This window comes from Arthrobacter sp. PvP023, assembly GCF_017832975.1.
Lineage (GTDB): Bacteria > Actinomycetota > Actinomycetes > Actinomycetales > Micrococcaceae > Arthrobacter.
Window position 1 is genome coordinate 2493615 of record NZ_JAFIBI010000001.1, and the last position, 13669, is coordinate 2507283.

Sequence of the window (13669 nt, forward strand, 5' to 3'; positions counted from 1 at the left end):
AACAAACCGCGGCGCACGCGATCCGCGCGGCACCAATGTGCCGGGTTGGAGTAAATGTCGGTGCCATGTGCTTGGCTGTAGCAGGGTCCCCGTCCGGGCGGCCCTGCTACAGTGCTTTCCGGCCAATGCCGCCGGGCCCCTTGCACCGGAACCACTGGCACCATAACTGGCACGATGTTGAACGGAGGGCGGCCCCATGACCTCCTTTTCCTCCGACGGAACGGCCACTGGCGAGCCGTTCCAGCTCTCACTCCTGCAAGGATTCCCGGCGGGCCGCCCGGTGTCTCCATCCGGCCCGGCCCTCGCCCCGTCGCTACCCGTTGCCCGGGTGCTCATCGAGTCTTCGTTGCCACACCTGGACAGGCCCTTCGACTACAGCGTGCCGGCAGCCATTGACGACGCCGCGCAGCCGGGCGTCCGGGTCAAGGTCAAGTTCAACGGCCAGGAGCTCGGCGGCTACATCCTGGACAGGCTGGCGGAATCCGACGCAGGCCATACCCTGGTGCCCCTCCACAAAGTGGTTTCGCCCGTCCGGGTGCTCACGCCGGAACTCGCCGAACTCGCCGGCAAAGTGGCCGCCCGCTACGCCGGCACCATCAGCGACGTGCTGCGCGTAGCCATTCCGCCGCGGGTGGCCGGGCTGGAAAAGGAGCTTGCCGCTGAAGGTACCCTCGGCCTGAGCCGCGGTACTGCTGCCGAACCAGCCGCGGATCCCGGTCCGGAGGCGGACCGCATTCCTCCCGCACCGGGCCACTGGTCCCGCTACATCAACGGGGCGGCGTTCCTGCAGCACCTCGCGGCCGGCGAATCGCCGCGGGCCGTCCTGAGCGCGCTGCAGGGTTTCGGCCCCGCCGGCTGGCCCGCCCTCGTTGCCGAGGCCGTTGCAGCCGCCCGCGCCTCCGGCCGCGGCGCGGTGGTGGTTGTTCCGGACTACCGCGACCTGGACCGGGTCGAGGAGGCGCTGGCGGAGCTGCTGCCCCGGGAAGACATTGCCCGGCTCACCGCCGACGACGGACCAACGCCCCGCTACCGCAGCTACCTGCGGGTGCTCACGGGCAGCGCCGGCGTTGCCGTCGGTACCCGTTCGGCGGCCTACGCTCCAGTGCACAACCTGGGTCTTGTGGTGTGCTGGGATGACGGCGACGACCTTCACATCGAACAGCGGGCGCCGTACGCCCACACCCGGGAGGTCCTGCTGCTGCGGGCGGAACAAGACGGCGCGGCGTGCCTCATGGCGGCGCATACACGCAGCACAGAACTTCAGCGGCTGGTGGAGGCGGGCTGGGCCAGACCTGTGGACGCCGACCGTCCCGAGGTCCGCCGGACAGTACCGCGGGTTGTGAACACAGCGGATAGCTTCGAGCAGGAGCGCGACCCCCTGGCCAGGATCGCGAGGCTGCCCGGTGCAGCCTGGCGTGCCGCCAAGGAGGGCCTGGAACGCGGACCCGTTTTGGTCCAAGTGGCCCGTTCCGGCTATGCGCCGTCACTGGTTTGTGATTCCTGCCGGGAGCCGGCCCGGTGCGCAGCCTGCAGCGGACCCCTGGCTGTTGCCGGTGCCGCCGGCAGCTCGGCAGTGCCGCAGTGCCGCTGGTGTTCCGCTTCCGCGCCGGACTGGCGCTGCAGCCACTGCACGAGCCCCAGGCTGCGCCGCTCCGCTACCGGCGTGCTGCGGACCGCGGAGGAACTGGGCCGGGCATTTCCCGGCAAGCCGGTCATCACTTCGTCCGGGGACCACGTCAAAGCCGCTGTCCCGGACACGAACGCCCTGGTGGTCGCCACGGTGGGAGCGGAACCTGTGGCGGCCGGCGGCTATGCCGCCGCAGTTCTCCTGGATGGAGACACGCTCCTCCGCCGCGAAAACCTCCGCGCGGGGGAGGACGCCGTCCGGCGCTGGTTCAATGCCGCGGCGCTGGTCAGGCCTGCCCGCGAGGGCGGCCTCGTCGTTATCACCGCCGATGACACAGCCGGGGTCGGCGCGCTGCTGCGCTGGGACGCAGGGGGGTACGCGCAGCGTGAGCTCTCACTGCGCCAGGAGCTCCAGCTGCCCCCCGCGGTCAGAATTGCCTCCGTCACCGGCGGCCGGACCGCCGTCGGGCACTTCACCGACGCCATCGAACAAAGCCTTGCCAGGCAGGGGATCACCCTTCGCACCGCCGGACCGGCCCCGCTGGTACTCACGGACGCACGCGCGCCGCGGCGGGAGGCCGGCGAGGACGTCAGGACCCTGCTGTTCATTCCGTACGCGCAGGCGGCCGACGCCACGCGGGTGATGCGGGCCGTCAAGGCGGCTGCAGCGGCGCGGCGCAGCGACGATCCCGTCCAGTTAAGGCTCGACGGCGTGGATGTGCTGTAGTTGATGCGCTCCCGCCGGCGCCACCTCAGCGGCGGTTGGTCCGGGCGGCCTCCTCGGCCAGCTGCACAAGCTGCCGGGCCGAGTGGTCCCAGCTGAATTCCGCGGCCCGCTCCACCGAACGGAGTGAATGAGCTTTCCACACTTCCGGCTCTTCCAGCCTGCGGACCGCGTTGGCAAACTCCGAAGGGGAATCCGGGTGGACATAACTCACCGCGTCATGCCCTACTTCGCGGAAGATCGGGATGTCGCTGGCGATCACGGGTGTGCCATGGGACATGGCCTCCACGAGCGGGAGGCCGTAGCCCTCGGCTCGTGAAAGGCTGATCAGGGCCGTTGTCCGGCCCAGCAGCGCCTCATACTCGGCGTCCGTCACGCCGTTGTGGAACACGACGTTGGCCCCCGGCGGCACCAGCGCTTCAAGCTCCGCCCGCCGCTGCGGCGTGATGCGGCTGAGGAGGTGGAGCGTCATGTCCGGAAGTTCGGCCATTCCCCGCACCATGGTTTCCACGTTCTTGTACGGCATGAACGAACCCATGTACAGGAGCGTCCTGTCCGCGCCGGCACCGGGGTCGCGCGGAGTATGGCCGTGCTGCGGCGCATTGCCCACAATCCGGACCGGACGCCGGGTGAGGCGGTGTTTGGCGATCAGCGCTTCGGTGGTGTGGCTGATGGTGGCCACCACGTCCGCCCGGTTCAGGAGCAGCCGCTGCGGCCAGTACGCCTTATGGTACAGGCGCCACAGCAAACGGACGGGTGCCGGCAGGAAGCCCGGCGGGGAAGGGTGCTCGTAGTAGATGAGGTCGTGAAGGGTCAGCACCAGGGCGTACTTCCGGCCGAAGGTCCCCATCGTCTGCATCGGGCACACCACGACGTCGGCGCCCAGCTTGTTGACCTTGCCGGCTACGAACAGTTCCGCGGGGGAGAGCGGGCTGTTGATCAGCGTGTAGGGCACATCCGGGAGGAGGGCCAGCTGCCGGGGATCACTGATGAGCATCGAGACGTCGGCGATCTTGGCCGTGGCTGCGATCAGGCTGGCGCCGTACCGGCTGATGCCGTCGTGGTGGTCCAGGCGGGTGAAGCGGGCGTCGATAATGATTTTCACGCGGGATGGTCCTTCAGGAAGCGCCTGATGAAGCCGGCGGCCGGTTGGGGTGTCTCGTAGTGGATGAGGTGCCCCACGCCGGGAATCACCTCGAGGGTGCCGTCCGGCAGGAGTGCCTGCAGCTTGTGCTGGTCCGGGAGCATCGCGATCTCATCCTTCTCCCCGGCAATCAGCAGCACGGGCAGGGCAAGATCCGGGGCAACCTCGGAGACATTGCTTCCCACTGACGCCTTGAACGACTCAAGCAGACTGTCCCGGTTGGCAAAGGCGGAGAAGTAGGCGTTGTGCTGTCCATGGATGAACTGCAGGAGCTGCTTGTCCCTCGTCTTGGCCATGGCCATGCTCATCACCCTGACAATGAGCCGGCTGCGGAGCAGGTAGAGGCCGAGGGCCCGGGGGAGCCTGGCGGAGGCCTCGTAGTACAGGACAGCCAGTTTGGTCATAACGCCCTTGGGCCCCTCCAGCGCCGGGGCGGCAATGGGGTTGATGAGGATCAGCGGGAACACGGCGCCGGGGTTGGCAGCCACGAAGTGGCTGGCGACGATGGACCCGAACGAGTGCCCCAGGAGCACCGTGTCCGGTCCCAGGCCCAGTGCGGCCATGAAATCGTTGATGAACTGCCCGTACCGCCTCACGCTGTGCCCGCCGTCCGTGAACGCATCCGAGCTGCCGAAGCCGGGAAGGTCGGGCATGATGAGCCGCATGTCGGGGAGCTGGTCCGCCACCCGAAGCAGGCCGTGGTGGTCGCCCCGGAATCCGTGGACCACCAGGATGGTCCGGGTCTCTGGCGTCACGCTGACAGGTTCATAGATCCAGTAGTCCACATTGCAGCCGTCCAGGTCCACGCTGGCGGACCGCGTCCGGGCGTCCAGTTGCCCGCTGAAGAGGGGCGGTGCCTGTGCCGGTCCCGTGTCCACTTGTTCCATGGTGTTGAATCCTAGTTGACGTCGTCAGGGTTGGAGCCGGTGCGGTGGCCGCGTTCCAGGGCAGCGAGGGCAGCCATCTCCGCTGGGTCCAGGGTGAACCCGAAGACGTCCAGGTTTTCCCGGATCCGGGCATAGGAACTGGCCTTCGGGATCACCACATTGCCCAGCTGTACGTGCCATCTCAGGATGATCTGCGCCGCTGTCCGCCGGTGCGCCGCTGCCAGCTCCAGGACTACCGGATCCGCAAGAACCTGGCCCCGGCCCAGCGGGCTCCAGGCCTCGGTACGGATGCCAAGCCGGGCGTGCAGCTGGCGGAGTTCGTCCTGCTGGAGCCAGGGGTGGAGTTCGATCTGGTTCACTGCGGGGACGACTTCGGCGGTCTCCAGCAGATGCTCCAGGTGGGCGGGCTGGAAGTTGGACACCCCGATGGCCCGGATCCTGCCCTCGCGGTAGAGGGTTTCCATGGCCCGGTAGCTTTCCGTGAAAAGTCCGCGGCGGGCGCATGGCCAGTGGATGAGGTACAGGTCGACATATTCCATGCCGAGGTTGGACATGGACGTGTCGAAGGCCCGCATGGTGGCGTCATAGCCATGGTCGTCATTCCACACCTTCGTGGTGACGAAGAGGTCCTCGCGGGAAAGCGCTGGTGCTGCTTCGCCGGAGCCTCCGGCCGGACCGCCGCCCGCGAACCCGGCAAGCGCGCCGATAGCCTTGCCTACCCCGGTCTCATTCCCGTACATGGCGGCCGTGTCGAAGTGGCGGTAGCCGGCCTCGAGGGCCATGGTCACCAGGCCGGCGGCGTCTGCAGGGGGAACCTTATAGAGCCCGAAGCCCAGTTGGTCGATCAGCACACCGTTGTTGAGGCTCAGGCGGGGCGAGTTCTTCATAGGACTGACTCTACCGACTCGGCGCCGTCCGCTCCCCGGGACAGGCCGGGCGGGACTTGCAGCAGGCTTCAGGACAGTCCGTCAAAGCTGACGAGGCGACGGGCGGTGGCTTCATCGAGGATCAGGTCCGTGGCCAGGCCGGCGGCAAGCGCGCCGCGCAGTCCGTTGATCTTCGAGGCCCCGGAAACAACGCATATCCGCCGCCTGACCTGCCGCAGTTGCGCCAAGGCAGGGCCGGTGGACCTCTCATTGAGCGTGATGCCGTCAGAGGATCCGTCCCCGCGGAAAAACACGGTGGCTACGTCACCCACCACGTCCGAGTTCGCCAGAATATTCAGGTCGTTTTCGTCGAGGTATCCGCCGGCATAGACGTGGCTGGGGTAGTCGGCATCCACCGACCCCACGCCGAAGATGGCGATGCTCATGCGTGACTGCAGATCCAGGATGCGCTGGACGCTGCGTTCATTCCACATGGCGGTTTTGGTGGCTGCGTGGTCGAAGAAGGCCGGAACGGGAAACTGTTCAACGCGCGCACCGTAGGCACTGCCGAACCTGCGCATGATGTCGCTGGCGTAGGTAATGCCGGTGGTCTGCATGTTGCCGGCGCCGTTCAGCTGGACGATCACGCTGTCGTGGGTGATCTTGCGAGTGAGATGCCTGCTGACGGCGCTGAGGGTGGATCCCCAGGCGACGCCGATGATGGCGTTGGAGTCAACCAGCGGCCCGATTGTCCTTGCGGCCTGCATGGCCACCCTGTCAAGGGTTTCCGCTTCATTAAGGGTGTCCAGCACCGGAACGACGTGGACATCCACCCGGTATTGGGTGCGGATCATGTTTTCCAGTTCCGGCCCGGTGTCGAGCGGATTGCGGATCTGGATCTGGACCAGGCCGGTCTCCCGGGCAGCCGAAAGAAGGCGGGAAACCGTGGATCTGGAGGTCCTGAGCTCTCTGGCTATGGCGTCCATCGTGAGGTCCTGGAGGTAATACAGTTGTGCAGCCCTGAGGGCTTCTGAGTGGCGTGAGCGCGGCATTCTGCTTCCGTTCTGCACGTTTGTGCATAGTGCTTGACTCCATTTTCCATTACTCCAAAGAATAGTGATGAACGGCGCCGCGCTGTGAGGCGCGTCGCACAGGACCAAACCCAAAGGAGCAGATTTGGGAACCAACGATTCATCCGGCCATCCGGCTACCAGCCGCCAGCGGTCATCAGTGCAGAACCTGCGCAAGCGGCCCCGAGCCCAAGTCCTGATCATCGGCGGCGGGATCAACGGAGTCGGCACGTTCCGCGATCTGGCGCTACAGGGCGTGGACGTTGCGCTCGTTGAGCGGGGGGATTACTGCCAAGGGGCCAGTGGTGCATCGTCGCACATGATCCACGGTGGCATCCGATACCTGGAAAACGGTGAGTTCCGGCTGGTCCAGGAGTCCGTCGTCGAGCGCAACAGGCTCCTGCGCATCGCTCCCCACTACGTCAAGCCGCTCCAGACAACCATCCCCATCTTCAGCACCTTCTCGGGCGTACTGTCCGCGCCGCTGCGGTTCCTGACCCACAAGCAGCAGGGCAAGCCGAAGGAACGCGGAGCCTTCCTCATCAAGGTCGGCCTGAGCATGTACGACTTCTTCTCTCGCGACGGCGGCACTGTCCCGCGCCACCAGTTCCGGGGCCGTAAGCGCGCACTAGCGGAACTGCCGCGGCTGCACCCGGGCATCAAATATGCCGCAACCTACTTCGATGCCTCGGTCCACAACCCCGAGCGACTCACTCTTGACGTGCTCCAGGATGGCGAGAAAGCCGGCGCCAGCGGCCAGAGCGACGCGCGGGCCAGCAACTACCTCTCGCTCGTCGCCATGGGCGGAGCTGCCGGCACGTCGGCCGGCTCCACCGGCGGCAGCACCGTCCAGTTGCGCGATGAACTGACCGGCGAGGTCTTCGACTTCACGGCCGACGTCATCGTCAACACCACTGGTGCGTGGGTGGACCTGACCAACGAGGCCATGGGCGCCGCCTCGACGTTCATGGGCGGCACCAAGGGCTCGCACATCGTGCTTGACCACCCCGGCCTCCTCGAAGCCTGCAACGGCCGCGAGATCTTCTTCGAACACACTGACGGCAGGATCGTCCTCATCTACCCGATGGGCGACCGGGTCCTCGTGGGCACCACCGACGTGGACGCGGACATGGCAGAGGATGCCGTCTGCACCGACGACGAGATCGATTACTTCTTCGACCTGATCGGCCACGTCTTCCCGGACGTCGCAGTGCACCGGGACCAGATTGTCTACACTTTCGCCGGTGTTCGCCCGCTGCCCAGGCACGACGCCACCCAGCCCGGCTTCGTCAGCCGCGACTACCGCATCGAACGCAGGGCCGGCAGCCAAACAGCGGACGCCGGCGGCAGCGGCGCCGTCGTACTCAGCCTGGTGGGCGGCAAATGGACAACATTCCGGGCGCTGGCCGAACACCTCACGAACGACGTGCTCAAGGAACTGGGCCTGGACCGGAAAGTCTCGACGGCGAAACTCGCCATTGGCGGCGGAGCCGGCTTCCCTGACAGCCAGGCCGGAGTCCAGCAGTGGATCAAGGCCCACATGTCCGCCGGCCGCGATGCTGACCGGATTTCCGGATTGCTGACCCGCTACGGGACCCGCGCCGAAGAGGTGCTTCGCTACCTCGATGCCGGCCCCGACCGGCTCCTGCACTCCACCCGTGAACTCAGTGTCCGCGAACTGGAATTCATGGCCCGGAACGAACAGGTGGGACACCTCGTCGATGTGCTGATCCGGCGCACCTCCCTGGCCTTCCGCGGACTGGTGACGGGCGAACTCCTCAACGAGGTGGCAGATGTCCTCGCTGCCCCGCTGGGATGGGACGCGGCTGCCAGGGCAGCCGAAATCCACCATGCCCAGGAGGTGCTTGAACGCTTCCACGGCGTCCAGGTCCACAGCCTGGTCGCCTAGACAGCTTGCGTGCCCGGGGAGGACTTGCCCGGGCGCAAGGGCTGCGCGGTTCCGCTGGAGGAGCAGCCGGCGCAGCAGCCGGCCGGCAACGCAACAACGTTGCCGGCCCAACAGCCCTTCAAATCGCTAGGGGCTGACAACAGAAAATAGAGGAGTCAAAGATGTCTCTTGGAATTGTTTTCCTTTCCGAAGTATTCGGAACCGCAATGCTGACCCTGCTGGGTTGCGGCGTTGTGGCAAACGTCGCGCTCAAAGGCACCAAGGGCAACAACGGCGGATTCCTGATGGTCACGTGGGGCTGGGGCATCGCGGTCTTCGCCGGCGTCTACGTCGCCGCCAGGTCCGGCGCGCACCTGAACCCGGCCGTGACCCTTGGCCTGTTGGTCAACGGCAAAGCGGAGTATGCTCCCGGCGTTAGCGTCGACTTCGCATCCACACTGACCTACTTCGGCGGAGAACTCACGGGCGCGTTCCTGGGCGCCGTGGTCATGTGGCTGGCCCATAAGCAGCACTTTGACGCCGAACCGGAACCCGCCAGCAAGCTCGCCGTGTTCTCCACCGGACCCGCCATCCGCTCCACCCCCTGGAACCTGATCACCGAGATCATCGGCACGTTCGTGCTCGTCTTCGTCATCCTGACGTTCGGCGGCACCCCTTCGGGCCTCGGCCCGCTCGCTGTGGCCCTGCTCGTTGTAGGCATCGGCGTGTCCCTCGGCGGTCCCACCGGCTACGCCATCAACCCCGCCCGTGACCTTGGCCCCCGCATCGCGCACGCTCTGCTCCCCATCAAGGGCAAAGGTTCCAGCGACTGGAGCTACTCCTGGATCCCGGTCGTTGGACCGCTGGTCGGCGGCACCCTGGCCGGCGCTGTCGCAGCTGTAGTGCCGATCATCGCCTCGGCAGCTTCCTGATCCGCCCACGTTTCAACACCCCCGTCAAGCACCTCAGACAACAGACAAGGACGTCAACATGAACCAGTACGTAATCGCCATCGACCAGGGCACCACCAGCACGCGCGCCATCGTCTTCGACCACAGCGGCAGCATCGTCTCCTCCGGCCAGATGGAACACGAACAGATCTTTCCGCAGGCCGGCTGGGTGGAACACGACCCCGCCGAAATCTGGAACAACACCCGCGAGGTCATTGCCTCGGCGCTGTCCAAGGCGAACCTGACCCGGCACGACATCGCCGCGGTCGGCATCACCAACCAGCGCGAAACCGCGGTCGTGTGGGACAAGACAACGGGCAAGGCGATCTACAACGCCATCGTCTGGCAGGACACCCGGACCCAGGACATCGTGGATGAACTGGCCAAGGACGGCGGACCGGAGCGTTTCAAGCAGAAGGTGGGCCTGCCGCTGGCCACGTACTTCTCCGGCACCAAGATCAAGTGGATCCTGGACAACGTGGAAGGCGCCCGCGCCAAAGCCGAAGCCGGCGACCTGGTCTTTGGCAACACTGACTGCTGGGTGCTGTGGAACCTCACCGGCGGAGTGGATGGCGGCGTGCACGTCACGGACGTTACCAACGCCTCCCGGACCATGTTCATGGACCTGGACACGCTGTCCTGGGACCAGGAGATCCTTGACGCCTTCGGTGTTCCCGCCTCAATGATGCCCGCCATCAAGTCTTCCTCCGAGGTCTACGGCACCGTCCACACCTCCCAGTTGCTCCGGGAAGTGCCGGTTGCCGGCATCCTCGGCGACCAGCAGGCAGCCACGTTCGGCCAGGCGGCATTTGATGCCGGCGAAGCCAAGAACACGTACGGAACGGGCTGCTTCCTGATCTTCAACACCGGCGAGGAAATTGTCCACTCCAAGAACGGCCTGCTGACCACCGTGGGCTACAAGCTGGGGGACGCTGCTCCGCACTACGCTCTGGAAGGCTCGATCGCCGTCACCGGGTCCCTGATCCAGTGGCTGCGTGACAACCTCGGCCTGATCAGCAGTGCCCCGGAAGTGGAGACGCTCGCGGCCTCGGTCAAGGACAACGGCGGCGTGTACATCGTGCCGGCGTTCTCCGGCCTCTTCGCACCATACTGGCGGTCCGACGCCCGCGGCGCGATTGTTGGCCTGACCCGCTTCGTGAACAAGAACCACATCGCCCGTGCGGCGCTGGAGGCCACGGCCTTCCAGACCCGTGAGGTGCTCGACGCCGTCAACGCGGACTCCGGTGTTCCGCTGACTGAGTTGAAGGTCGACGGCGGCATGGTCGCCAACGACGCCCTGATGCAGTTCCAGGCGGACATCCTCGGCGTTCCGGTGATCCGGCCCAAAGTTGTGGAAACCACCGCCCTCGGTGCCGCCTACGCCGCCGGCCTGGCCGTCGGCTTCTGGAAGGACCTCGGGGAGTGCTCGGCCAACTGGTCCGAAGACAAGCGCTGGGAACCGCAAATGGACGACGCCGAGCGGGACCGCCAGATGCGCCTCTGGAAGAAGGCCGTCACGAAGTCCATGGACTGGGTCGACGAGGACGTGAAGTAGCCTGACCTGTCGTTGATGGCAGCCGCACCTGCCCCGCCCGTCCCCTGCTGCTCCCAACACTCGCAAGCTCGTGTCGGGGCCCTCGCAGCAGTGGGCCCCCCACGGGTGCCCACCACACCCGGGCGAGGTGCGGCTGCCATCAACACAACCGTCAGCGATTCAGCCACTCGTGGCGACTTACGTTTAGCGGGTGGTGCGGGTGCGCTAAAGTAGTTCTATGCGTGCGATCCTTCTGCTTAGCTAGCCGCCCGGTATCCCGGACCAACTCGGATTACCGCGCGGCAGCCCCTCCATGTCGAGGGGCTTTTGTGTGTCTGGAGCCCTTCGGGGCCGGCAGCAGGGGATTAGGGGGCCGGGGCTGGACAGCAAGCCCGGGCCGTACGAAAAGCGGTACAGAACAGAAGAGGGCAGCAGTGAGCGTTCAGCCGGAGACAGAGACCGGAACAGCAGCAGTCGCGACGGAAGGTCCCGAGGAGGGCACCTACAGCTTCGCCGCGATGGAGGCCAAATGGCCGCAGGTGTGGGAAGACCTCAAGGTGTTCACCCCCGTCGACGACGGCTCGCGCGAGCGCCGCTACGTCCTCGACATGTTCCCCTACCCCTCAGGCGACCTGCACATGGGTCACGCCGAGGCGTTTGCCATGGGCGACGTCGTGGCGCGCTACCTGCGCCAGAAGGGCTATGACGTCCTGCACCCCATCGGCTGGGATTCCTTCGGCCTGCCCGCCGAGAACGCCGCCATCAAGCGCAACGCGCACCCCAGCGAGTGGACCTACGCCAACATCGACACCCAGGCGGCGTCCTTCAAGCGCTACGCGATCTCGGCAGACTGGTCACGGCGCCTGCACACCTCGGACCCGGAGTACTACCGGTGGACCCAGTGGCTGTTCAAGCGCTTCTACGAGCGCGGCCTGGCCTACCGGAAGGATTCCCCGGTCAACTGGTGCCCCAAGGACCAGACCGTACTGGCCAATGAACAGGTGGTCAACGGTGCCTGCGAGCGCTGCGGCACCGCTGTCACCAAGAAGTCCCTGAACCAGTGGTACTTCAAGATCACCGACTACGCCGACCGGCTGCTGGACGACATGGACGAACTGCGCGGCCACTGGCCCGAACGGGTCCTGGCCATGCAGAAGAACTGGATCGGCCGGTCCGAAGGCGCCCACGTGAACTTCGTGATCGAAGCCGCCGGCGGTAAGCCGGCCAAGGACGTCACCGTCTTCACCACGCGCCCCGACACCCTGTACGGTGCCACGTTCTTTGTGGTTGCAGCAGATGCGCCGCTGGCAGTGGAGCTGGTCACGGACGAGCACGCCGCGGCCCTGGACGCGTACCGCGAACAGGTCAAGGCGCTGTCCGAAATCGAACGACAGTCCACCGAGCGCGAGAAGACGGGCGTCTTCACCGGCCGCTACGCCGTCAACCCTCTGAACGGCGAAATCCTGCCCGTCTGGGCTGCCGACTACGTGCTGGCAGACTACGGCACGGGCGCCATCATGGCGGTCCCCGCCCACGACCAGCGCGACCTCGACTTTGCCAGGACCTTCGACCTGCCCGTCCGCGCCGTACTGGACACGGGGGAGGACGACCCCGCGGTGACCGGAAAGGCCACCGCCGGGGAAGGCACCTTGATCAACTCCGGCGTGCTCGACGGCCTGCCCAAGGCCGAGGCCATCCCCGCGGCGATCGACATGCTGGAGAAACAAGGCACGGGCGAAAAGTTCGTCAACTTCCGTCTGCGTGACTGGCTGCTCAGCCGCCAGCGCTTCTGGGGCACACCGATTCCGATCATCCACTGCCCTGCCTGCGGCGAGGTTCCTGTTCCCGACGACCAGCTGCCCGTCACCCTGCCGGCTGACCTTCGCGGCGAGGACCTGTCCCCGAAGGGCACCTCCCCGCTGGCTGCGGCCGAAGCCTGGGTCAACGTTGAATGCCCCGACTGCCACGGTCCCGCCAAGCGCGACACTGACACCATGGACACGTTCGTTGACTCGTCGTGGTACTTCCTGCGCTTCGTGTCGCCGCAGTACACCGAGGGTCCTTTCGACCCGGAGAAGATCAATGACTGGATGCCTGTGGGGCAGTACGTGGGCGGCGTGGAACACGCCATCCTGCACCTGCTGTACGCGCGGTTCTTCACCAAGGTCATCCACGACCTCGGCATGATCGAGGCCGACGAACCGTTCAGCGCGCTGCTCAACCAGGGCCAGGTCCTCAACGGGGGCAAGGCCATGAGCAAGTCCCTGGGCAACGGCGTCGACCTCGGCGAGCAGCTGGACAAGTACGGCGTCGACGCCGTGCGCCTCACCATGATCTTCGCCTCCCCGCCCGAGGACGACGTCGATTGGGCGGACGTCTCGCCGTCGGGCTCTGCGAAGTTCCTCGCCCGGGCCTGGCGCCTGGCGCAGGACGTCACCAGCGCGCCCGGCACGGACGCCGCCCAGGGAGACCGGGCGCTGCGCTCCGTCACGCACCGCACCATTGCCGACGCCGCCGCACTGCTGGACAGCAACAAGTTCAACGTGGTGGTGGCCAAACTGATGGAGCTGGTCAACGCCACCCGCAAAACCATAGATGCAGCCTCCGGCGCAGGCGGGGCGGATCCCGCCGTCCGCGAAGCAGCGGAAGCCGTCGCGGTCATCCTGAGCCTCTTCGCGCCCTACACGGCCGAGGACATGTGGAACGTTCTGGGGCATCCCGCCTCGGTGGCGAACGCCGGCTGGCCCTCGCATGACGAAGCACTCCTGGTGCAGGACACCGTGACCGCCGTCGTCCAGGTCCAGGGCAAGGTCCGCGACCGGCTCGAAGTCTCTCCGGAGATCGGCGAAGACGAGTTGCGTGAACTGGCCCTCGCGTCGGAGAACGTCCAGCGCGCCCTCGACGGGCGGGGTATCCGCACGGTCATCGTGCGTGCGCCTAAACTGGTCAACATCGTCCCGGCGTAGCCCGGGCACCGGCC

General features: G+C 66.4%; 9 protein-coding genes. 5 read left to right on the top strand and 4 right to left on the bottom strand.

Annotated elements, in window-relative coordinates; translation table 11 throughout:
* Positions 1-196 precede the first annotated feature (196 nt).
* On the top strand, positions 197-2353 hold the full coding sequence (locus JOE31_RS11530) for a primosomal protein N' (RefSeq protein ID WP_209744468.1): 2157 nt from the start codon (positions 197-199) through the stop codon (positions 2351-2353).
* Between the two features lie 25 nt (positions 2354-2378).
* Here the strand turns inward: JOE31_RS11530 and JOE31_RS11535 are convergent, their stop codons facing one another.
* From JOE31_RS11535 to JOE31_RS11550, 4 genes are all read right to left on the bottom strand, one after another.
* A complete protein-coding gene (locus tag JOE31_RS11535) occupies positions 2379-3455 on the bottom strand; it encodes a glycosyltransferase family 1 protein (protein ID WP_209744472.1) in 1077 nt (358 codons plus the stop codon).
* Positions 3452-4381 carry an alpha/beta fold hydrolase gene (locus tag JOE31_RS11540; RefSeq protein ID WP_209744475.1) on the bottom strand — a complete coding sequence of 310 codons (930 nt, stop codon included), beginning with the start codon at positions 4379-4381 and terminating at the stop codon, positions 3452-3454. Before JOE31_RS11540 ends, JOE31_RS11535 begins: the two co-directional genes overlap by 4 nt.
* An 11-nt stretch (positions 4382-4392) precedes the next feature.
* On the bottom strand, positions 4393-5268 hold the full coding sequence (locus JOE31_RS11545; protein WP_209744478.1) for an aldo/keto reductase: 876 nt from the start codon (positions 5266-5268) through the stop codon (positions 4393-4395).
* Positions 5269-5336: 68 nt separating this feature from the next.
* Complete coding sequence (locus tag JOE31_RS11550) at positions 5337-6299, bottom strand: sugar-binding transcriptional regulator (RefSeq protein ID WP_209744481.1); 963 nt, start codon at positions 6297-6299, stop codon at positions 5337-5339.
* Positions 6300-6423: 124 nt separating this feature from the next.
* Here JOE31_RS11550 and JOE31_RS11555 point away from each other — a divergent pair, with 124 nt between their 5' ends.
* The 4 genes from JOE31_RS11555 (at position 6424) to leuS (ending at position 13655) form a co-directional block, all read left to right on the top strand.
* Complete coding sequence (locus tag JOE31_RS11555) at positions 6424-8226, top strand: glycerol-3-phosphate dehydrogenase/oxidase (protein WP_209744484.1); 1803 nt, start codon at positions 6424-6426, stop codon at positions 8224-8226.
* A gap of 161 nt (positions 8227-8387) precedes the next feature.
* Complete coding sequence (locus JOE31_RS11560) at positions 8388-9137, top strand: MIP/aquaporin family protein (RefSeq protein ID WP_209744487.1); 750 nt, start codon at positions 8388-8390, stop codon at positions 9135-9137.
* A gap of 58 nt (positions 9138-9195) precedes the next feature.
* Entirely contained in the window at positions 9196-10710 is a 1515-nt protein-coding gene (gene glpK, locus JOE31_RS11565; protein ID WP_011692092.1) for a glycerol kinase GlpK, read from the top strand.
* Between the two features lie 413 nt (positions 10711-11123).
* Positions 11124-13655, top strand: a complete 2532-nt coding sequence (gene leuS / locus JOE31_RS11570) for a leucine--tRNA ligase (RefSeq protein WP_209744490.1) — start codon at positions 11124-11126, stop codon at positions 13653-13655.
* Positions 13656-13669: the final 14 nt, after the last annotated feature.

What these genes read in the sequence shown, in the direction of transcription:
- JOE31_RS11530 (WP_209744468.1), top strand. Translation starts at nt 197, where the DNA reads ATGACCTCCTTTTCCTCCGACGGAACGGCCACTGGCGAGCCGTTCCAG.
- JOE31_RS11545 (WP_209744478.1), bottom strand. Translation starts at nt 5,268, where the DNA reads ATGAAGAACTCGCCCCGCCTGAGCCTCAACAACGGTGTGCTGATCGAC.
- glpK (WP_011692092.1), top strand. Translation starts at nt 9,196, where the DNA reads ATGAACCAGTACGTAATCGCCATCGACCAGGGCACCACCAGCACGCGC.
- JOE31_RS11540 (WP_209744475.1), bottom strand. Translation starts at nt 4,381, where the DNA reads ATGGAACAAGTGGACACGGGACCGGCACAGGCACCGCCCCTCTTCAGC.
- JOE31_RS11560 (WP_209744487.1), top strand. Translation starts at nt 8,388, where the DNA reads ATGTCTCTTGGAATTGTTTTCCTTTCCGAAGTATTCGGAACCGCAATG.
- JOE31_RS11550 (WP_209744481.1), bottom strand. Translation starts at nt 6,299, where the DNA reads ATGCCGCGCTCACGCCACTCAGAAGCCCTCAGGGCTGCACAACTGTAT.